The sequence below is a fragment of the Streptomyces sp. NPDC058576 genome (assembly GCF_042718715.1).
In the GTDB taxonomy this organism is placed as follows: Bacteria; Actinomycetota; Actinomycetes; order Streptomycetales; family Streptomycetaceae; genus Streptomyces.
In genome coordinates, this window is sequence record NZ_JBHXPF010000092.1 from 1 (window position 1) to 21,322 (window position 21,322).

The 21,322-nt window shown below is 67.5% G+C and carries 14 protein-coding genes; 10 read left to right on the forward strand and 4 right to left on the reverse strand.

Translation table 11 applies throughout. The features are described from left to right. A partial coding sequence (locus ACFWRV_RS34515) for a condensation domain-containing protein (protein ID WP_384339879.1) occupies positions 1-1,472 on the reverse strand: 1,472 nt, incomplete at its 3' end. 497 nt (positions 1,473-1,969) lie between these two features. Between ACFWRV_RS34515 and ACFWRV_RS34520 the strand changes: the two genes are divergently transcribed. From ACFWRV_RS34520 to ACFWRV_RS34545, 6 genes are all read left to right on the forward strand, one after another. After that, complete coding sequence (locus ACFWRV_RS34520) at positions 1,970-3,373, forward strand: class I adenylate-forming enzyme family protein (RefSeq protein ID WP_384339881.1); 1,404 nt, start codon at positions 1,970-1,972, stop codon at positions 3,371-3,373. A 26-nt stretch (positions 3,374-3,399) separates the two neighbouring features. Beyond that, positions 3,400-3,606 carry a hypothetical protein gene (locus tag ACFWRV_RS34525; protein WP_384339883.1) on the forward strand — a complete coding sequence of 69 codons (207 nt, stop codon included), beginning with the start codon at positions 3,400-3,402 and terminating at the stop codon, positions 3,604-3,606. Between the two features lie 44 nt (positions 3,607-3,650). After that, entirely contained in the window at positions 3,651-3,851 is a 201-nt protein-coding gene (locus ACFWRV_RS34530) for an MbtH family protein (protein ID WP_360396532.1), read from the forward strand. Between the two features lie 9 nt (positions 3,852-3,860). Beyond that, positions 3,861-4,424, forward strand: a complete 564-nt coding sequence (locus ACFWRV_RS34535; protein ID WP_360396530.1) for a hypothetical protein — start codon at positions 3,861-3,863, stop codon at positions 4,422-4,424. Continuing rightward, positions 4,421-5,056, forward strand: a complete 636-nt coding sequence (locus ACFWRV_RS34540) for a DUF6875 domain-containing protein (RefSeq protein ID WP_384339886.1) — start codon at positions 4,421-4,423, stop codon at positions 5,054-5,056. The genes ACFWRV_RS34535 and ACFWRV_RS34540 overlap by 4 nt, the downstream gene beginning before the upstream one ends. A gap of 1,997 nt (positions 5,057-7,053) precedes the next feature. Next, a complete protein-coding gene (locus ACFWRV_RS34545; protein WP_384339888.1) occupies positions 7,054-8,574 on the forward strand; it encodes an RICIN domain-containing protein in 1,521 nt (506 codons plus the stop codon). Positions 8,575-8,626: 52 nt separating this feature from the next. Here the strand turns inward: ACFWRV_RS34545 and ACFWRV_RS34550 are convergent, their stop codons facing one another. Both ACFWRV_RS34550 and ACFWRV_RS34555 read right to left on the reverse strand, forming a co-directional pair. Beyond that, positions 8,627-9,127, reverse strand: coding sequence for a hypothetical protein (locus ACFWRV_RS34550; RefSeq protein ID WP_384339890.1), 501 nt, complete (start codon positions 9,125-9,127; stop codon positions 8,627-8,629). Between the two features lie 40 nt (positions 9,128-9,167). Next, positions 9,168-10,262, reverse strand: a complete 1,095-nt coding sequence (locus tag ACFWRV_RS34555) for a hypothetical protein (RefSeq protein ID WP_384339892.1) — start codon at positions 10,260-10,262, stop codon at positions 9,168-9,170. Positions 10,263-10,631: 369 nt separating this feature from the next. Between ACFWRV_RS34555 and ACFWRV_RS34560 the strand changes: the two genes are divergently transcribed. After that, positions 10,632-11,351 (forward strand): hypothetical protein, encoded by a 720-nt coding sequence (locus ACFWRV_RS34560; protein ID WP_384339894.1) that lies wholly within the window; start codon positions 10,632-10,634, stop codon positions 11,349-11,351. 64 nt (positions 11,352-11,415) lie between these two features. Next, positions 11,416-13,248, forward strand: a complete 1,833-nt coding sequence (locus ACFWRV_RS34565) for an RICIN domain-containing protein (RefSeq protein ID WP_384339896.1) — start codon at positions 11,416-11,418, stop codon at positions 13,246-13,248. Positions 13,249-13,756: 508 nt separating this feature from the next. On the opposite strand, the gene ACFWRV_RS34570 is transcribed toward ACFWRV_RS34565, so the two are convergent. After that, positions 13,757-16,156 (reverse strand): ricin-type beta-trefoil lectin domain protein, encoded by a 2,400-nt coding sequence (locus ACFWRV_RS34570; protein WP_384339898.1) that lies wholly within the window; start codon positions 16,154-16,156, stop codon positions 13,757-13,759. A 552-nt stretch (positions 16,157-16,708) separates the two neighbouring features. On the opposite strand from ACFWRV_RS34570, the gene ACFWRV_RS34575 reads away from it, so the two are divergent. Together ACFWRV_RS34575 and ACFWRV_RS34580 are read left to right on the forward strand one after the other, a co-directional pair. Further along, positions 16,709-19,546 carry a PQQ-dependent sugar dehydrogenase gene (locus tag ACFWRV_RS34575; RefSeq protein ID WP_384339900.1) on the forward strand — a complete coding sequence of 946 codons (2,838 nt, stop codon included), beginning with the start codon at positions 16,709-16,711 and terminating at the stop codon, positions 19,544-19,546. Next, complete coding sequence (locus ACFWRV_RS34580; RefSeq protein WP_384339902.1) at positions 19,543-21,297, forward strand: ThuA domain-containing protein; 1,755 nt, start codon at positions 19,543-19,545, stop codon at positions 21,295-21,297. Before ACFWRV_RS34575 ends, ACFWRV_RS34580 begins: the two co-directional genes overlap by 4 nt. Positions 21,298-21,322 lie beyond the last annotated feature (25 nt).

The following is a 21,322-nucleotide window of genomic DNA, read 5'->3' on the forward strand; positions in this document are numbered from 1 at the left end:
ACCCGCGACGGCACAACAACCGAAGACACCGCCAACACAGCCGCCCGCTCCTCCACGGAGAGCAGATCGATCCGCCCGATCGGCCGCGAGGGATCGGTTGCCGCGACGGCTCGCAGGGCCGTACGCAGGCGCCGGTGGTGAACGGCCAGTTCGTCGCGGGTGCACAGTTCGGGATGGGCGTTCACGTCGACGGCCGGCCCGGCGCCGTCGCGTCGGTCCCACACGGCGAAGGTGAGGTCGCCCACCAGGCCGGAGGAGAGGTTGTGCGCGGTGGTCGGCAGTCCGGCGAAGGTGATCGCGTAGTCGAAGGACATGATGTTGACGACCGGTGCGTACCACGTTCCCGGGCGGCCGGGCAGTGCGAGGTCGCGCTGGATGTCCTCGGCCCGGTACCGCTGGTGGCCGCCCAGTTCGCGCACGCGATTGCCGATCTGGGCGAGGAGTTCGCCGAGCGTCAGCTCCGGTCGTAGCGTGAGCCGGAGCGGTAGGACGTTGGCGGCCGTGCCGGGGGTGCGGCGCTCCACCTGGGTGAGGCGGGCCGTCACCGGCAGGCCCAGGACGACGGTGGCCGTCCCGGTCGTCCGGTGGACGTGGAGGGCCGCGGCGGCGATGACCAGGTGTGACCAGGGGGCGCGGGCCCGGCGGGCCGCGTCGCGCAGTGCCGTGTGTTCCGCCGGCTCCCATGCGGTGGTGTGCCGGAGATAGCGCTCCGGCGTGGTCGAAGGCGGGCCGACGATTCCGGCCGGCTGGGGGCGGTCGCTGAAGCGTTCCGTCCAGTACGTCCTATCCTGACCGAATTGCCCTGATGCCTGATACGCCTGTTCGGCAGTGATCAGGTCGGACAGCGTGCCGAACGGGCTCGCTCCCACCGTGTCGCCTCCGGCCAGTGCGGTGTAGACGTCGGCGACCCGGCGTGTGATCAGCAGGGACCCGAAAGCGTCCATCACGGCGTGGTGGTAGCCCTGGTACCACCAGAAGCGGTCGGCGCTCAGCTTCAGGAGCGCGTACTCGAACAGCGGGCCCACGGCGAGGTTCATGGGCCGGGCGACCGCGGCGTCCATCCAGGCGCGGGCGGCCTGTTCGGGGTCCAGCTCCGCACTCAGGTCGGTGACCGCGAGCGGCCGGTCGGCAGGCTCCTGGAGGACTTGCCGGACCTCGCCGGATTCCTCGACGAAGCGGACGTGCAGCGCCTCGGCCTCGGCGACGACGAGTCTCAGGACTTGCCCGAACAGCTCCGGGTCCACCCCTCCATGGATCTCCAGGTACTCGCCCACCCGGAAAACGCGATTCCCTCTCCCCAGCCTCTCCTCGGCGATCCATATTTCGCGTTGTGCAGCCGTGAGGGGCAGCGTGGTACCGGCACTGACGGACAAGTCTCCACCTCCGAGAATTCCCCCGCACGGACGGCCGGAGAGACAGGAATGAAAGGCTCGCAATGTCCTGGAAAACGCGTCGTCAATTCGATCGCGCAAAATGCAACGGCGACCTCTGCTCTGCCGGAGCGAAGCGGATCGCCACGTGATGTATAGGAGCCGGGCATAATCACCCGGGAAATTCGACAGAGGGAACCTAACCCCGAAGGATCCGGACGGTCAAGGAAGTCGATCGGCTGTGCCACGGGGTGTCCCGCCGGCGGGACCACCTGGCGGGATCCGCGCGCACGCCCGGCATCGGTCGCGGTGTCCGCCGATGCGGGATGACGGCCGACTGCCGACGGATTAGCGGGTGAAGGGCCTGTCGTCCGAGCCTGCGGCGGAGCGTGGCCGATGCTCGCCACACGCCGGACGGAGCCCTTCCCCACGGGCTGCGCCCTGCCGGTGCGGCGAACGGCGCAGGGGGCCTCGGGTCGCCCGCGGGGCGGTTCGCCTTGATCTACGGGCTCTTGCCCGTCGTTTCTCGGCGGTGTTAGCTTCACTTTCTACAAATTCTGATCGTGTTCTCTCAGGCTGTATCACAAAAGGGAACCCCTATGGCCAAAACGCAGTGGATAAGCCACCTGCTGAACCGTGGAGCGGACGACGACCCGTGGGCCGTTTCTGGCGCTTCCGTCACCCGGGGACAGTTACGCGGTGCGGTAGCCGAGTTCGAGGAGCGTTTCCGGAACCAGGGAATCGGCGAAGGCAGCTCGGTTCTCCTGAGGATGACGCCGAGTTTCACTTACATTCAGGTTCTGTTGGCCCTGTGGAGCCGCGGGGCCCAGGTGGCGCTGGTCGACTTCCGGCTGAAACCGGCAGAGTACGAACCGCTGGCGCAGCTGGTGCGTCCGCAGTACCTCGTCGTAGCGTCCGGCGCCGGAGGGCCGGTGGCCGGATTCCGTCAGGAGTCCGACTTCACGGTCCGGCAGCTGTCGGACGGCCGGCCCGCCGTCGACGGCATCCGACTGGTGCAGTTCAGCTCAGGCTCGTCCGGTCGGCCCAAGGTGATCGGCCGCCCCGCCAACTCCGTGCTGGCCGAAATTGACCGGCATGCGGCCCTCCCCGGAATCCCTGGCGCGGGCGACCGAATGATGTTGCTGAACTCGGTGATGCACAACATGGGCCTGGTCAGCGGCGTGCTGCACGCCCTTGCGTCCGGGGCGACGCTGATTATCCCGCCGACGCTGCGCCCGGTCGAGGTCGTACGGCTCATGGCAGCAACCAGAACGACCGCCGTCTACGGAACGCCCGTCCACTACGAACTGCTGTCCGGCGTCACCGACCGGCCCCCTCTGCCCGCTCTGCGCCTCGCGGTGTCCGGCGGTGAGCGGGTTCCGCTGGAGACGTACGAAAACTTCCGTGCGCGCTTCGGCTTGCCGATCAGCCCGGTCTACGGACTGACCGAGATCGGGCTGATCGCGGGTGACCTGTCCGGCACGTCCGCCCCTCCGCGGCTGGGGCTCCCGGTGCCGGGGGCAGAGGTCAAGGTCGTCGACGAGGAGCTGTATGTGCGGATGGACCACTCGCCGTATCTGTACGGCGAGCACGCGGACCGCTATACGGACGGCTGGCTGCGAACATACGACCGGGTCCGGCAGGACCCCGCGACCGGGGTGCTCAACATGCTCGGCCGGGCCGACTCGGTGGCCGTGATCGGCGGACTGAAGGTCGACCTCACGGAGGTGGAGAACGTCCTCCTGACCCACGACCGGGTGACGGAAGCCGTCGTGACGCACGGAGAGGTCATCGAGGCGTTCGTGGGCGCCGACCCCGCCGTTGACGCCGACGAGTTGACGGTCTGGTGCCGGGAGCGGCTGAGCCCCGTCAAGGTCCCCAAGAGGTTCCACGTCACGCGGCAGTTGCCGCGGAACTCGATGGGGAAGGTGATCCGCGACCGTGCGCTGATGCACGGACGCGTCCTGTCCACATCGCCCTCGCAGGCGCAGGGGGACCGGTGATCTCGAAAGACGACCTCAGGACGATATTGACCGAGAACGCGGGACTCGGGCCGCCCGAGGAACTGACCGACGACGCCGAGCTGGTGATCGACTCCTTCACCCTGGTGGTCCTTCAGCACCTCCTGGAGGAGCGGCACGGCGTGGTTATCGACCCGCAGTTCGACGACATGGCCCAGTTCACCTCGATCGACGGCATCCACACCTACGTGACCAGGGTCGCGCAGGAGCACTGACCGGCACACCTGGACCCCATCAACCGCATTCGCAGGGAGCGACGATGAGCAACCCCTTCGAGAACCCCGACGGCACTTTCCTGGTGCTCGTCAACGACGAGGGCCAGCATTCGCTGTGGCCCTCTTTCGCCGAGGTGCCCGCGGGCTGGACAGTCGCGCTCGGCCAGAACGACCGCCAGACGTGCCTCGCCTACGTCGAGGAGCACTGGACCGACATGCGCCCGCTGAGCCTCGTGCGCCGATAGGAGACCACGATGGACGACGCCGCATTCCAGCAACTGCTGTTACGGGAGGAGGACCTCGAAGAGTCGTTCTTCGGCGAGGAGCCGAGCGCCGCCTACGATCCCTCCTTCGTCTCCGGCGACGAGTCGGGGCGGGCCATCGTCGACCTGACCAACATGCTCACGCACGGCACGCATCCCGAGACGGTGCACCACGCCTCCGCGCTGTTCACGAACGTCGTGGGATCGGTGGTTTTCCACCATGTCGCCCAGTTCGGCCACGGAACCTGCCGGCAGATCTACCAGGAGCTCTTCGACGCGGTGCACGCCTGCGCGCGGTACCGGATGGAACTCAACGACGGCGTGCAGCTCGAGATCTCGCGGGTGGACCTGGTGCCTGTCGAGCTGGGAGACGGCGGCTTCCTGGTGCGGTGGCTGTCCGCCGTCGACCACTTCCGCATCGAGACCGCGTGGGTGATCGTCGCAAAGGACGACACTCTCACCTTCGTCAACGCCCGTGTCCCGGACGAGTCGGAGATCCAGCGGCTCGCACGCATCGCCGTGGAGCGCGTCGGCGAACCGACCGGTGCGTCATGACGTCCACGGCGCCCCTGGTCGAATTCGCCTCAGCGCTGGAGACGGTCGAGGAATGGCTGATCGAGTACATCTCGGCGAGCCATCCGGAGATCGGCCGCACGGGGCCCATCTGCCCCTTCGTGGCACCCTCGCGCAAGAACCGGACGATGGAGCTCCGCCTGCGGTTGGCCGGCCACGCGCCGACCCTCGATCTGATCTCGGAGATCGCGCACAGCAGTCTGCGAGAGTACGAGCTGACGACCTGGCAAGGCCGCAACCCCATGCTGCGGGCCATGGTCGTCGCACTTCCCGACCTGCGCACCGAGGACACCGGACTGCTCGACAAGGCCCATGCCCGGGTGAAGGACGCCTTCGTGGCACAAGGGCTCATGATCGGCCAGTTCCACGAGAACTGCGAGGTGACGGCCGCCCGCAACCCTCGCTTCGCGGTGAGCAAGGCACCCTTGCCCCTGTTCGCCATCCGCTCCATCGCCCTGCATGACGTCTTCTTCCTGTCCGAGCGACCGCACTGGTTCCAGCAGTATCGGAAGCTATTCGGCAAGTTCTTCGGCCCGGGGTCCACCGTGATGGACCCGCTCTTGGTGGAGCACTATCAACAAGCCGAGCAGGCTTACGGTGGTCCGCCCCCGTAGGCGCCCACGACTGCTGGGCCGCCGGTGGCGGACGCAGACGCTGCTGGAGTCCCCCACCGGCGAGCCATGCCCCGAAACCGGTCCGGGGCCGATGGGAGCGACTGCGGAACACCCCCGCGTCGGCGGGGAGGACGCAGGACATGAGCAGGGCCCGTACCGAGGGGGCCGGAGCACCCCCGCGTGCGCGGGGTGCTCCGGCCGCACCGTCGGCAATCCGTGGCGCCGGAATTCCGGCCTGCCCGCGGTCAGTCACTCAACGTAGCCATAGCCACGAACGCCCCGTGCCACTGCGCCCGCCCTCACGGCACTTCCTGGGGAGAATCCGGGGAGTGTCAACGGGTCCCGGGGAGCGCGTGGGGAGAATCGACCGCGTAACGCAGCACGATCCGGAAAGACGCTGAAAGACTTGTCCGCGCAGGTCAGAGGTGGGAACAGCCGCATCGATGCAGGTCAGCGCCACTAGGTACACAACTTCATGACGTAGTTGCCGAGATCGTGGGTAGGAGAGGTCGCCTAGATCTGGTGGCGCGCATGGTGACTAACCAACACAGGTGCGACGGGCGGGCAGCAATCTCCGCTGCTCGGCATGCCAGACGTCATCGGCAACGACGACATGACTCACGGGTGGAATCCTCTACGGATTAGCCACTCCCGGGCTGATGCTGACCCTGCAAGTGCAGCGGCGCGGTTCAGACGCTCGGATTCCTGGATATCGCCGTTGAAGAATCTCAGTTGGGCGAGCCCGTGCAGGGCGTGGCTATTTCCGGCCGCCGCTGCTGCGTGTGCCAAGTCCTCGGCGTGCTGATGGTGACCTCGTCCTTCGCTGTGCCATGACATCCACTCGAGAGCCTTCGGGTGCATCGCAGCGGCGGCCGCACGGTAGAAACAGGTGGCAGTGGCGTGGTCACGGTGGTCTGATCTTTCGCGCGCGAAGGCCACCAGGGCAGCCGAAGTCGCCACAATGCTCAGCACGTCACGAGCTGGGTCTACAGGGAGGCGTCAAAACTGGGCTTGAAGGGCTACAAAATCGGCCGAGTCAGGAACGCCAAGGTGCTGTACAAAAGAGCCGAGATCTTCAGATGGCTGGAGCAGCAGAAGATCCATTAACGTCTTCGCCTTACTCAGCGCTCGCCAACACCCCTCCAATGATCTCCACGCCAGACATTCTTCGCGCGCAGGGGGCATCGGAGTCGACTTACGCGTATCAAAGTTCGCCTCACCCGGGGAGGAAGCGACCAAGCCTGCCGGGAGGACCCCACTCCCTGGGTCAAGACACCCGTGCCCATGCACGTGAAGTACAAGGAGACGGCGCGGCGCGGGCTCGCGGGTGAACATCATCGAGTGCTAGGCAGACGGGCCCTTGAGCAGCGTGTTCGCACCTTTCAGCACTGTCAGGGCCTTCCCTGCTTACTCGGCGGAATGTCCCTGCAAACCCCCTGGGAGAGACGTGAAAGTCCCTGAAAAGTCCCTGGGATGCCCCGCCGCTCCTTGCTCCCTGGATGACGGCTGCCACCTCCGCAGGTGGCAGCGCCGCCTCACGCCATAGCCTGCTGGCATGCGCAGCTAGGTCACGAGACCTACGCATTGAGAGACAGAGAGCGTTCATCCCGGGTGATACCGCACGGTGCTAACTGGTTACGTATCACGAGAATGTCGTGTGCGAGCAGCACGTCCCGGTCCGTGGGCCGGGGGCCAGACCTTTGCGGGCACAAGCGCGGCACGCTGTTCGGTCCGCCGGGATTCGTGTCTCATCCAGATGCGCAGCATGTCAGGCACCGGGCAAGTGTCCGCCGCAGCTCGCCGGCTGCGTGGCTCGTCGCGCCCGTTCGTCGCCTCCAGGTGCTGACCGCGGATCACAGCCGATCCACGGGGCCTCCGTCAACGCAATGCGTGAAGGCACTCATTGGTGACTTCACCGACCCGGCGCCCGCACGGCTTGTTGGAATCGATCGACTACCGGCTGTAGTGGGCGGTCGGTGAACGGTGAAGGGATGACGATGAGCACTGCTCGGACGGAAGCCGGTGGCGAGAGTTTCGATCCTGAGATCAGCACGGTCGCGGGGACCGGGGTCGCGGGGTTCAAGGGAGACAACGAGCCGGCGGTCGCGGCTCAACTGAATCGTCCGTACGGCATCGCGCTGGACAGTACCGGCAGCCTCTACTTCTCCGACTACAACAACCACCGGATCCGGAAGATCAGCACTGACGGGAAGGTCAGCACGGTCGCCGGTGCCGGGGCCGGCTACCGGGGCGACAGCGGCCCTGCTGTCTCGGCCCTGCTGAACTGTCCGCGCGAGGTGGCGGTGGACGCGGCGGGCAGTGTCTACCTCACCGACGCCGCCAACCACCGGGTCCGGGTGATCACCCCTGATGGGCAGATCGACACAGTTGCCGGAACGGGCACTGCGGGGTTCAGCGGCGACGGCGGTCCGGCCGCCAAGGCCCAGTTGAACTATCCGTTGGGGGTGACGGTGGACAGCTCCGGCGCCCTCTACATCTCCGACCACAGCAATAACCGGGTCCGGAAAGTCGGCGCGGACGGAAAGATCAGTACGGTCGCGGGGACCGGCGCAGCGGGATTCAAGGGAGACGACGGTCCAGCGGCTTCAGCTCAGCTGAATCGCCCGTATGCATTGGCCGTGGATGACGCGGACATCCTCTACATCACCGATGGGAACAACCACCGTGTCCGCAAGGTCGCGGCAGACGGGACCATCAGCACGGTCGCCGGCAAGGGCACCGCAGGGTTCAGCGGTGACGGCGGTCCGGCGACGTCCGCACAACTGAACCTGCCCCTGGGGGTGGTGGTGGACAGCACCGGCACCCTCTACATCTCCGACTACAACAACCATCGCGTCCGCAAGGTCACGCCGGACGGCACGATCACTACGTTCGCCGGCAAGGGCACCGCGGGTTTCGGCGGCGACGGCGGCCCGGCCGCAGCAGCCCAGCTGAACAACCCGTTCGGGCTCGCCGTGGACTGCGTCGACACTCTCTACATCGCCGACCACGTCAACAACCGGGTCCGGAAGGTCACCTCGGAGCGGATGGCCGGGCTGCCCGAGTCGGGCACGGTGGTTTCCTGGGCCAACGTGCGCAGCAGGCTGCGCATGGGGGTCCTGCGTGAGTCGATCAAGGACGGGGCCGAGATCCACCAGGCCCTCGCCTCGCCCAGGGCTCACCAGCGGTGGCGGCTGATCGCGACGGGCCAGGACGACGGTCACATTCTGTACCGGATCGAGAACCTGCGCAGTGGCAAGGTCCTGGAGGTCGTCGGAGGAGGCACCGCAGACGGGGCGCTGGTCGCGCAGCGAGCGTACGAAGGCAGCGGCGCCGACCACCAGCATTGGAGGCTGATCCCGGTGGGCTCGGTGACCGACACCCCGCGGGTGTATGAGATCGCGAACCGGAACAGCGGTCTGCTGCTGCGCGTCGACACCAACGCCCCCACGGTGATCAAGCAGTACGGGGCGCAGGGCGACCACCGCGACCGGCAGTGGCAACTGCTCCCTGTGTGAACGCACGAGTGGTCAGGGGCGTCGCCACCCCTGACCACTCGGATCCGTGAACCTACTTGGCGTCGGACGGCTTCTCCGCCGTGGCCTTGGGTGCCTTGGGGGGCTGCTCGGCCTTGGGCGACGCCGGGGCGTCGGGAGCTTTGAAGTCGTCCCTCTTCGGTGCCTGCAGGCCCTCGTCCTTCTGCAGGTCGCCGCGCTCCGTCACTGTCTCGCTGGACTTCTCCATGCCGGCGGCCGCGGCCGTGGACACGGAGCCGGGGTCCTGGGCGTAGGCGGCCTGCGTGCCGGCCGATGCCTGGGTGGTCTGGATGAAGGAAGCGAGGAAGCCCAGGATGGCCCGGGCTTCGGGCGCCTGTTCCTGCACGATCTTCGCTCGGTGGGAAGCACCGTGGATCCCACTGGTGAAGAGGCTCGTGGTCGTGTCGTCGTACGTATCGTCGTCCGCGTCCTCGAAGTCGACGCCCGCTCCCGGTTGTGGCTTGTCGCGGTCGGTGGTCACCGAGAAGAGCCCCGCGCCTGTTCCGGCGGAGTCGAAGACGTTCTTGAACACCATGGTCGTCACCTCTGGTCGTTGGGGTGGCGCAGCCCGCCGGTCACGGCTTCTTGTACAGGTCTCGTTCGCTGTCGGTGAGGCTCTCGCCGTGGAACATCGTGTGGTGGACGTCCAGGGCGGAGACGACTTCGGCCAGACCCTTCATGCGGAAGCCGCCGCCGGCCAGGTCCAGGTCGCTGATATCGCGGGCGACCAACTGGTCGAGAGCGGGGTAGTCGTCCGGCTGAGGGGGAGACAGGACGGCCACCGGCACGGCGTACTTCAGCGCGAGCAGCCCGGAGAAGGTCACCGGGATCTCGTAGGTGTACTGCTTGAGGGCACGGCGCTGGGTGACGATGGTCTCCACGCGGGAGCCCGGCGGGACCGTGCCGGAGATCTGCGATTTCGACGCCCAGCCGGTGGACAGGGAACCGCCGACGGAGGCCGCGATGCCTTGGGCCAGCGCGGCGTTGAGCCCCGCTGTGCCGGAGGCGCTGCCCGTGGTGGTGAAGTCCACGGAGCCGGTCATCGTGGCCGATGCGGAGTTCGTCATCCCGTTGCTCACCGCCGTGTCGACGGTGTTGGCGTTGTCCACGCCCACACTGTCCTTGCTGTTCTTGTTGGTCACCGTGTTGGCGTTCTTGTTCGCCATCTCATTTTTGAGCTGCGTCCCCAGCTGCCCCTGCAGGTTCAGGCCGAGCTTGTTGTGGAGCTGGAGCTGGAGCTGGGCGCTGACGTTGCCGCCGAAGGTGAGTTTGCTGTCTCCCGAAAGTGACCAGGTGGCCCCGTTCGACACGGTGAAGTCGACGGAGTCGGTGAAGTTCATCGGGGACTGGCTGCGGTTGACGTAGGTGCGCGAGGAGAACGTGTCGGGCGGGGGCTGCGTGATGTTGCGCCGCTCCTCGATCAGCGGCTCCCCGAGGTTCATGTAGGCGAGCCAGCCCAGCCCGTACGCGGTGCCGGGGAAGGAGCCGAAGCTCGACTTGTTCACGGAGAACCCGACGGGCTTGTGGCGCACACCGTAGTCGTCGACGTAGACCAGCTTGGGGTGCTCCAGGATGGTCTGCCAGGTCTGCTCGATGTTGAGTTCCCGCAGGTTCTTCTTCGTCAGCGGCTGGCGCTTGGCCCGTTCCAGGTTGTACGCGTTGGAAGGCAATTTCTGTCCTCGACTGATTTGGCCGAAACCGCACTGGCTAAATGGCAAAAAGGAATCTGTACACGCTCCGACAAGCGAAGCTAGCAGTGGTTCCATCACCCGAGAAGGCACACCTGGGCATCGCACTCAAACGGGTGATCAAGAATTTCCGGCGGATTTGATCACTCGATCGATGAACTTCCCGCACCTCCTCCTACCCGCCTGACCTCGAAAGATGCAGCTTTGGGTGCATTTACTTCGATCATGCATTCGCATATGCAGCTCTTTGAATCGCGAGCGACGGAGCGTCCGCTAATGGTGCGTGATAAACCACTTCACTGAGCGCTTGAGGCGTTGTTCCCCACATCAAGAACAAGTGAGGTTTCCGCGATGTACACCCAAGAACGCACGGCAATGGCGAATTTGGTGGTCGGCGGCCCGGTAGCGGTGAACAGCTACGACAACGCGATCGTCGCCGCGCTGGTCGAGAACCGGCCGGTCATGCTCGTCCACGCCTTCAACGGCGGTTACCTCCGGCCCGCGGAACTGGCGGCGAGCAGCCACGACAAAGGCGTCAAGCTTGCTACCGCGCTCGACCCGGCCACCAAGGATGCGCAGGGACACCTCTGGCACATCACCCCCGGCGGCTTCTTCGGCCAGCGTCCGCTGTACTTCATCGAGAGCGCCGCGGGCCCGGTGGCGCCCCCGCCCGCCGGCACAGCCGGCGCGGATGCCGGTCGCGGCGACGACGGAACCCCGAAGCCGCAGCGCAGGCGCATCACCGTCCACCAGGACGCCCCGCAGAGCACGGCCGACACCCTGCAGGTGGGCCTGCCTGCCAAGGTGGCCGACAAGTGGCGAGGGAAAAACGGCGCGACGGAGGACACCCAGCTGTGGGTCGTCACGGTGACGCCTTGGGGCGGGATCACCTTCGTGCCGATCACCCACCCCGACGCCATCCTCGGGTTCAAGGACCACGCCGTGGCGAAGGACAGCGAAGCGCGGCTCACCTACAACTGGGGCGGGGACTTCACCGGGACGGTCATCAACACCTTCTACCCGCGGCTGCCCAACGAGTGGGACGTCCCCTACCACCACGTCTTCACATGAGCCGCAGCTGTCTCGCCACACCCGTCCCGAGCCGTCGCACCAACCGCCTGGAAGAGGCACCACCATGCCCGTGCCCACGCAAGAACTGAAGCTGGAGATCGTCAACGCCGCCACAGGTCAGCCCCTCGGTGCCAAGGCCGTGCCGGGCGCGGACGGGGCGCTCGTCGTCCGCGACTACCCCGAGGACGGCCCGAGCCCGAAGCTGTGGCAGTTCACCCCCGTACAGGATGCTCAGCACGACCCGGCGTATGTGATCCGCAACGCCGTCAGCGGCAAGGTACTCGACAATCCCGCCGCCGCGGACCGCGGCGTCCGCCAGTGGGACGCCGCCACCAACAAGAAGGGCCAGCAGTGGCGCCTCGTCCCCGTCGAGGGCGAAACAGGCCTCTACGTCATCGAGGGCGCGGCCGACGGCGCCGTACTCGACCTCGCCGACCCCGGAAAGGACGACACCCGGATCATCCTCGGCGAGTACGACGACAGCGCCGAGAGCCAGCGTTGGCGCCTCGCCCCGGCCGAGCCCGAGCGCACCAGCGACCTCGTCCTCAACTGGACTCCCCTGAGCCACTGGAACAGCCGCCAGTCCTGGCGACTGACCCACAACAAGAGCGCTCTGAGGCCTGCGCCCGACTCGACGCCCTCCTTCAGCAACGTACTGCTGGTCCTGGAGAAGTTCGGCAGCGACCAGGACGCCGGCGGGTGGAAAGCCGACAGGCCCAATCGCCGTCCTGCCGGCCAGGCGGGCTGGTGGGCAGGGCTCGGCGACCGGCTCCTCACCGACACCAAGGGAACGGGGCTTGCGGACATCGTCGGGCTCAAGCCGGCAAAGGGAGCTGTGACCTCCTCCAGCCGAGGGGATGGGACGTTCGACGACGAACGGGTTCTGCACCCGCCCGCGCCCTCCGCGAGCCCCAAGGATCTGTGGACACTCGCGGACCTCACCGGCGAGAACCGTCCCGGTGTCGTGGTGCTTGCCGCCGAGGGCATCCGGGTGTCCACTCAGGGCGAGGGCGGCGCGTTCGCGCCGGCGGGCGGCGAACTGGTCCTCAAGGCGTTCGGCCACGGCCCGCAGGCCGGCAGTTGGCTCGCCGACAAGCACCCGCGTTTCCTCGCCGACACCACCGGCGACGGCAGACTCGACATCATCGGCTGCCACAACGACGGCCTCTGGGTATCCCTCCAGGACGAGGAAGGAAAGTTTGCACCGCTCGCCGACGAACCCGCACTCCGGGCGTTCGGCCACAGCGAGGAGGCCGGTGGCTGGCTCATCGAGAAGCACCCACGCTTCCTGGCCGACACCACCGGCGACGGCAGGCTCGACATCATCGGCTGCCACAACGACGGCCTCTGGGTATCCCTCCAGGACGAGGAAGGTTTATTCGCCGAACCTCTCTACGTCCTCGACGAATTCGGGGTCGACCAGGGTTGGAGCTCCACCGACGAACACCCCCGGTTCCCGGTCAGAACCACCAGCGACGGGGCACTGGACATCGTCGGCTTCGGCCCACAGGGTGTCGTCGTCGCCCGCGGACGCGGCGACGGCACGTTCGAGCCCTCCCAGCTCGTCCTGAACGACTACGGGCAAGCCCAGGGGTGGACGGGCGAGAAGCACCCCCGCCTCCTCGCCGACGTCACCGGCGACAAGAACCCCGACATCATCGGCTTCGGAAACGAAGGCGTCTGGGTATCGCACAACAACGGCGACGGCACGTTCGAAAAGGCCCAGCTGGTATGCCGCGGCTTCGGGTACAACGAGGACGCAGGGGGCTGGCGGGTCGACCACCACCCGCGCTTCCTGGCCGACATCACCGGCGACGGACGCGTCGACATCGTCGGCTTCGGCGGCCCAGGTGTACATGTGGCCCGCAACCTCTTCCGCCGCTTCAGGACCCGATGACCGCGTAAGCACCCAATCCCATCACGGCGCATGGACGCGACTGGGACGCGCGTGCGGCCTCGAAAGCGCCTACTCCTGCAGACCAGCCCTTCCCTGCCTGATCTGCTTGATCGTGGGACGTGAAAGCTGTAAGGACCGGACAGCTCCACGCCGCCCGGTAGCCCCGTCGGAGACCGGTGGATTTCACGCGTTGGCCCCGGGGCATGGCAGTCCCCTGACGGAGGCTCACGCACGGCTGTCCACCGGTTGTCCGCCGGGACCCGATGGCCCGTCCCCCATGAGCAAGCAAAAGACCAGTTCAGAGCATTGCTTCGTCGGCCTCGTCACAGAAACCGAACCCCCGACCTACGCATGACGATGCGCAGACTGACGGCGCCCGATTTGCCGCGAATCCAAGGTCAACGAATCCACCCTTGACCTCATCGCCAGCGCCTGACCGATCCCGCGGGGCCGACCGGCGAAGCCGGTCGACCCCGCCGCAGGTCACCGATGATGGTCGCCCGCTGTGCTACGGCAGTGCCCACTTCTGGTTGGGACCGGTGTGGCAGGCCCACAGATGGACCGGTGTGCCGTCGTCCCAGGCGCCCCCGGACGCGTCGAGGCACTTGCCGGACTGCGGGTTTCGTACGGTGCCGTCGGCCTGGGGCTGCCACGTCTGGGCGGCACTGCCGTTGCAACCGTAGAGCTGAACCTTCGTGCCGTCGGCGGTGCCGGCGTTGTCGACGTCCAGGCACTTGCCCAGGGCGCGCACGGTTCCGTCACCGGAAACCGTCCACTTCTGGGCGGCGGTGCCGTTGCAGTTCCAGAGCTGGATCTTCGTGCCGTCGGCGGTTCCGCTGTTGTCCACGTCCAGGCACTTGCCGTTGACCCCCTTCACCTCGCCGGTCCGGGAAGTCGCGCCGGGCAGCTGGTTCATCGTGTACCAGGCCTCGGTGCTCCAGAGCTGTTCTCCGTCCGTCGCGCTGAAGGGGCGGGCCGAGCGCACATGGACGACTCGGTCGGCCTTGAGGCCGGGGATCGCCAGGGTGACCGTCTTGCGGTCGGCGGAGAGGGTGGCCGACTGGGCGGTGAGGCTCTCCTCGTCGACCTTGGGGCCGCCGTACGCCGCGGTCGGTACGTAGCGCCACTGCTTGATCTTGTAGCGCCCGGCCAGGTTGGCCGCGGTCTCCGTCGACACCGGCTGGGTGTACTCCAGCTCGAAACCGCCCGGGATGGCGCGCATGGCGCGGATGTCGAAGGCGTCGGTGCCGTTCGGCGTCAGCTTCTGCAGACCGTGACTGAGCTTGCCCTCCTGGCCCCAGTTGCCGCCCGCACCCAGTCCGCCTGCGTAGAGGGCGCCGTCCGGGCCGACGCTGATCCGGGTGACACCGGCTTCCAGCCCTTGCGTGAGGCGGAAGACCGCCCCCTGGTACTCACCGCCGACCTTCTCCAGGAACGCCCGCTGGATGCCGCCGTACGTCACGTCGCCGAACAGCAGCTGGCCGGCGAAGGGACCGTCTTCCAACTGAAGCGGTGTGCTCGGTGAGTTGGCTATCTCGTTCTGCGGAAGCCACAGCACCGGTTTGGTCACCGGCTGGGAGTCGAAGGGCCCGTCCGGGTTCGTGTAGTGGTTGAAGAAGCGGTCCTGCTTGATGTGCACCAGCTTCGACGAGGGCAGCCAGCCGCCCTGGTTGTCGGTGACGAACATGTCTCCGTCCGGGCCCCATCCGATGCCGTTGGGGGTGCGCAGGCCACCGGCGACGTAACTGACGGCTCCGCTTGCCTTGTTCACCTTGATCGTGGTGCCGCGGTTCGGGGCCGGCTGCGGGTCGGTGGTGGCGCCGCCGTAGTTGATCGACACCGACAGGTTCAGGTAGAAGAACCCGTCCTTGTACAGCAGGCCGAAGGCGAACTCGTGGAAGTTGTCGCCGAACGGCCAGGTGGCGATCCGCTTGTACTGGTCGGTGACGTCGTCACCGTTGGTGTCGTTCAGTTCGGTCAGCTCGTGCTTCTGGGAGACGTAGAGCTTGCCGTCCACGTACTTGACGCCCATCGGCTCCTTCAGACCGCTCGCGATCTTCTTGTAGGTCACCTTGTCGGGCCCGGTGGCCCCCGTGACGTTGCTCAGCAGGTACACCTCGCCCGTGCTGTTGTCCGTGCCGCCCCAGGTGGTCACCGCGAGGCGGCCGTCGGGCAGCCAGTCCATGGCGGAGACCTGCGGTTCGAAGCCGCCCGGCCTCAGGTTCGTCAGGGTGTAGTTCGGGTGGACCCCGGTCAGGGGCAGTCCGTCACCGGGCGTGTCGAGGGTGCCTTCGCACTCTTTGCGGCCCGGCGAGGTGACGCGTACGACGCCGGCGTCGGTGCTCAGCACGGAGTTCGGTACGAGGCTGAAGCCGGTGGCCCCGGGGGGCTTCCAGGAGAGCGTGATCTGCTGGTCGCCGCCTGCCTCGAAGTGCTCGATGCGCAGGGAGTGGTAGCCGGCCGTCAGCGAGACTGTGCCGTCCTTGGGCTGGTCGGATCCGTGCAGTCCGTCGTGGTCGATGACCAGCTTGTCGTCGACGTAGAGGCGGGACCCGTCATCGCTGGCCAGGCGCAAGGTGTGGGCGCCGGCCGCGGCGACGTCGAGGTTCCCGGTGACCTGGGTGACGAAGTTGGACGCAAGACCGAAGTCCGCGTCGGAGGTCCAGTTGATCACCGACATCTTCTTGTCGATGTTCGGGGTCTGTCCGGGCTTGAGGGTGCAGATCTCTTTCAGCGACGTCTGCACGTCGAAGACGCGGAGCGTGACACCGGGTTCCTGCGGGGGAAGAGGCGCGGCCTCCGGGGCGGCCGCGTCCGCGGGGAGCGACAGGCCGAGGGCCAGTAACGGGACGGTGAGCGTTACGCCCAGACGTCTGCCGAGTCGGTGGGAGAACAGCCGTGGATACACGTGACCTCCTGTAGATCCCCGGGGCCGGGGAACGTCAATGGGGCAGAGTGCGAAATCCACCGCCGCCGGAGCGCGCCGTCGTTCCGGATACGGATAGGTGCGGAGGTGCGGAGGTGCGGAGGTGCGGAGATGCGGAGATGCGGAGATGCGGACGGTGACACCGGGAGCACGAACCGTCGTCTCACCTCTGCGTCGCACACAGTAGGGACTTCCCCCGGGCGCGTCCATGCTTTGTCACGAGCGTGCACAAAGTTCTCGCCAGATTCCATGAAGTCCCGCTCTGGAAAGCCGACTTGGGATCGAGGGCCCGGATGGAGATCATCATCCCGGTGCCCCTCCAGCCGCTTTGTCCCTCCGCTGGAAAAAGTTACGGCCATGTACGTCAAAGGGGTTTCTGGCGCGTGTAAAAGCGAATAGCTTCCTGCCCTGTACCGAACGCTGTACCGAACGACAAGGGCGGAACGCCCTCCCTCCGGGGTACCCAAGTCCCTCGGCGCGGCGGCGTGCGCCTGTGCTCCAGACCCCCACCCCGTCAGCACACGGAGGATGCGCGTGCACAGGAGACTCACTCGACCTCTCGCGGCGCTGGCCTGTGCCTTGCTCGCCGCCGCGGGCGCTCTCACCGCCCAGCAGAGACCCGCCGAAGCGACACCCGCACTCGTGTCGGCCGCCGCGGCCGACGAGTTCCAGCAGGTCACCCTTGCCAAGGGGGTGGCCGAGACCGGTGAGCCCATGACGCTCGCCGTGCTGCCCGACCGGTCCGTCCTGCACACCTCACGGGACGGCACCCTCCGCCTCACCGACGCCGCCGGCACCACGAAGACCGCCGGGAAACTGGACGTCTACTCGCACGACGAAGAGGGACTTCAAGGCGTCGGTGTGGACCCCGCGTTCACCACCAACCGCTTCGTCTACCTCTACTACGCGCCGAAGCTGACCACGCCCTCCGGCGACGCGCCCGCAGGCGGATCCGCCGCGGACTTCGCCCCCTTCGACGGCGTCAACCGGCTCTCGCGCTTCGTCCTCAGAGCCGACGGCACCCTCGACACCGCCAGCGAGAAGAAGGTCCTCGACGTCCCCGCGAGCCGCGGCCTCTGCTGCCACGTCGGCGGAGACATCGACTTCGACGCCCAGGGCAACCTGTACCTCTCCACCGGCGACGACAGCAACCCCTTCGCCTCCGACGGCTACACCCCCATCGACGAGCGGGCCAACCGCAACCCCGCGTACGACGCGCAGCGTTCCTCCGGCAACACCAACGACCTGCGCGGCAAGGTTCTCCGGATCAAGGTCGCCGCCGACGGGAGCTACACCATCCCGTCCGGCAACCTCTTCGCACCCGGAACCGCGAGGACCAGGCCGGAGATCTACGCCATGGGCTTCCGCAACCCCTTCCGGATGAGCGTCGACAAGCCCACCGGCACCGTCTACCTCGGTGACTACGGCCCCGACGCGGGCACGGCGAACGCGGGACGCGGACCCGCCGGACAGGTCGAGTTCAACCGCATCACCAAGGCCGGCAACTACGGCTGGCCCTACTGCGCCGGCAACAACAGCCCCTACGTGGACTACAACTTCGCCACCTCCACATCGGGCGCCACGTTCTCCTGCGCCGCACCGAAGAACACCTCGCCGAACAACACCGGCCTGACCGACCTGCCCCCGGCCCAGCCCGCCTGGATACCGTACGACGGCGGCTCCGTACCCGAGTTCGGCAGCGGCTCCGAGTCACCCATGGGCGGGCCCGTCTACCGCTACGACGCGGCCTCCACCTCCACGGTCAAGTTCCCGCAGAGCTTCGACGGCGACTACTTCGCGGGCGAGTTCGGCCGCAAGTGGATCAAGCGTGTCGAGCAGGGATCCGACGGCACCGTACAGTCGATCAACGCCTTCCCCTGGCAGGGTACCCAGGTCATGGACATGGCCTTCGGCCCGGACGGCGCGCTCTACGTCCTCGACTACGGGACCGGCTACTTCAACGGCGACGCCAACAGCGCGGTCTACCGCATCGAGTACGTCACCGGAGGCCGCGCCCCGCTCGCCAAGGCCACCGCCGACCGCACCTCGGGCAAGGCCCCCCTCGCGGTCGCGTTCTCCTCGGCCGGGACCTCCGACCCCGACGGCAACCCCCTCACGTACGCCTGGAAGTTCGGCGACGGATCCACCTCCACGGCCGCGAACCCCTCGCACACCTACACCGCCAACGGCCGCTACACCGCCGAACTGACCGTCTCCGACGGCACCGGCAACACCGCCACCGCCTCCGTCATCATCACCGTCGGCAACACCGCACCGACCGTCACCCTCGATCTGCCCGCCGACGGCTCCATCATCGACCCGGGCGCGGCCGTCCCCTTCAAGGTCACCGTCACCGACCCCGAGGACGGCACGATCGACTGCTCCAAGGTGAAGGTCACCTTCATCATCGGCCACGACAGCCACGGCCACCCGCAGACCTCCGCCACCGGCTGCTCCGGCACCGTCCAGACCATCGCCGACGGTGAGCACGACCCCAACGCGAACATCTTCGGCGTCTGGGACGCCGAGTACACCGACAAGGGGGCGAACGGCCAGCCCGCCCTGACCACACACGACCAGAACATCAGCCAGGGCAGCAAGCGCCAGGCCGAGCACTTCGGCGGCTCCGGCGGCATCCAGATCGTCGACAAGGCCACGGCGAACGGCGGCAGGACCGTCGGCTACATCGACAACAACGACTGGATCTCCTTCACCCCGTTCATCCTCGGCAACGCCACCAAGCTGACCGCCCGGGTCTCCTCCGGCGGCGCGGGAGGCACACTGGAGGTACGGGCAGGCTCACCCACCGGCACCCTGCTCGGCTCGGCCGCGGTCCCCGTCACCGGCGGCTGGGACACCTTCCGGGACGTCAGCGCGGACCTGACCAACCGCCCGGCCGCCACCACCACGCTCTACCTCGTCTTCAAGGGCGGCAGCGGCTCCCTCTTCGACCTCGACGACTTCACCTTCACCACCAGCGGGGGCACCGCGCCCGGCGGTGAGCTCAAGGGGATCGGCGGCAAGTGCGCGGAGGCCGCCGGCGGAGCGAGTGCCGACGGAACACAGATCCAGCTGTGGACCTGCAACCGTACGGCCGCCCAGAAATGGACGACCGGCACGGACGAGACGTACAGGGCACTCGGCAAGTGTCTGGACATCAGCGGTGCCGGTACGGCGGACGGTACGAAGGTCCAGCTGTACGGGTGCAACGGCACGGGCGCCCAGAAGTGGGCGGCTCAGGCCGACGGAACGTTGAAGAACCCGGCGTCCGGCAAGTGCCTGGACGCCTCCGGAGCCTCCTCGGCGGACGGCACCAAGCTCCACCTGTGGACCTGCCACACCGGCGCCAACCAGAAGTGGACCCTGTCATGAGCCGACATCTCGCCCGTCTCGCCTGCTGGGCCGCCTGCGGCCTGCTCGGCGCCGCCGCCCTCCCCACCGCGGTCTCCACCGCCTCCGAACAGGCCCCGGCCGCCCCCGCCCGCGCGGCGGCCGCCGCCGACCCGTCGTACGACGTGCTGGTCTTCTCCAAGACCGCCGGCTTCCGCCACTCCTCCATCGACGAAGGCGTCACCGCCCTGCGCCAGCTCGGCACCGCCAACAACTTCACCGTCACCGCGACCGAGGACGCCGCCGCCTTCACCCCCGCCAACCTCAGCGGTTACGAGGCCATCGTCTTCCTCTCCACCACCGGCGACATCCTCAACACCGCCCAGCAGACCGCCTTCGAGGGATACATCGGGACCGGCGGCGGCTACGTCGGCATCCACGCGGCGGCCGACACCGAGTACGACTGGACCTGGTACAACGGGCTGGCCGGCGCCCTCTTCAAGTCCCACCCGCACATCCAGCCGGCCACCGTCAAGGTGGAGGACCGCGCCCACGACGCCACCGCCCACCTCGGCCCGACCTGGCAGCGGACCGACGAGTGGTACGACTACCGCACCAACCCCCGCACGTCGGCCCACGTCCTGGCCTCGCTCGACGAGTCCACCTACAGCGGCGGCACCATGGGCAGCGACCACCCCATCGCCTGGTGCAAGGACTATGAAGGAGGGCGCGCCTTCTACACCGGCGGCGGCCACACCGAGGACTCCTACACCGACCCCGCCTTCCGCCGCCATCTGCTCGGCGGCATCCGCTGGGCCGCGGAGATGACCGAGGCCGACTGCCGCCCGGAGACCGGCTACACCACCCTGTTCGGCACCTCCGGAACCACCGGCTGGAAGCAGGCCGGCCCGGGCTCCTTCGCCAACGCCGACAGCACCCTGACCTCCCGGGGCGGCCTCGGCCTGTTCTGGTACCAGGCGAAGGAGTACAAGTCCTACTCCCTGAAGCTCGACTGGCGCCAGGCCGGTGACGACAACTCCGGTGTCTTCGTGGGCTTCCCCGCCTCCGACGACCCGTGGTCGGCCGTCAACAACGGGTACGAGATCCAGATCGACGCCACGGACTCTCCCGACCGCACCACCGGCGCCGTCTACGGCTACAAGTCCGCCGACCTCGCCGCCCGCGACGCGGCACTGAACCCGCCGGGAGAGTGGAACACCTACGAGATCCGGGTCGAAGGCGAGCGCCTCCAGCTCTTCCTCAACAGCCGCAAGATCAACGACTTCACCAACACCGAGCCCGCGCGCAGCCTCCAGCAGGGCCACATCGGCCTACAGAACCACGGCGACGGCGACGACGTCTCCTTCCGCAACATCCGGATCAAGGAACTCGGCGGCGCGACCGGACCCCGGGAGGGCGCGATCACCGGCATCGGCGGCAAGTGCGTAGACGTCGCCGACGGGGCGAGCGCCGACGGCACGCAGATCCAGTTGTGGACGTGCAACCAGACAGCCGCCCAGAAGTGGACGGTCGGCACGGACGACACACTGCGCGCCCTGGGCAAGTGCATGGACATCAGCGGCAGCGGCACGGCCGACGGCACCAAGGTGCAGCTCTACGGCTGCAACAACACCGGCGCCCAGAAATGGATGCCCCAGCACGACGGCACGCTGAGGAACCCGCAATCGGGCAAGTGCCTGGACGCGGCCGGTATCTCCTCGGCCGACGGCACCAAGCTCCACCTGTGGACCTGCCACACCGGCGCCAACCAGAAATGGGTTCTCCCCAGCTGAGCGACCCTCGTAATGTCGTCGGCGC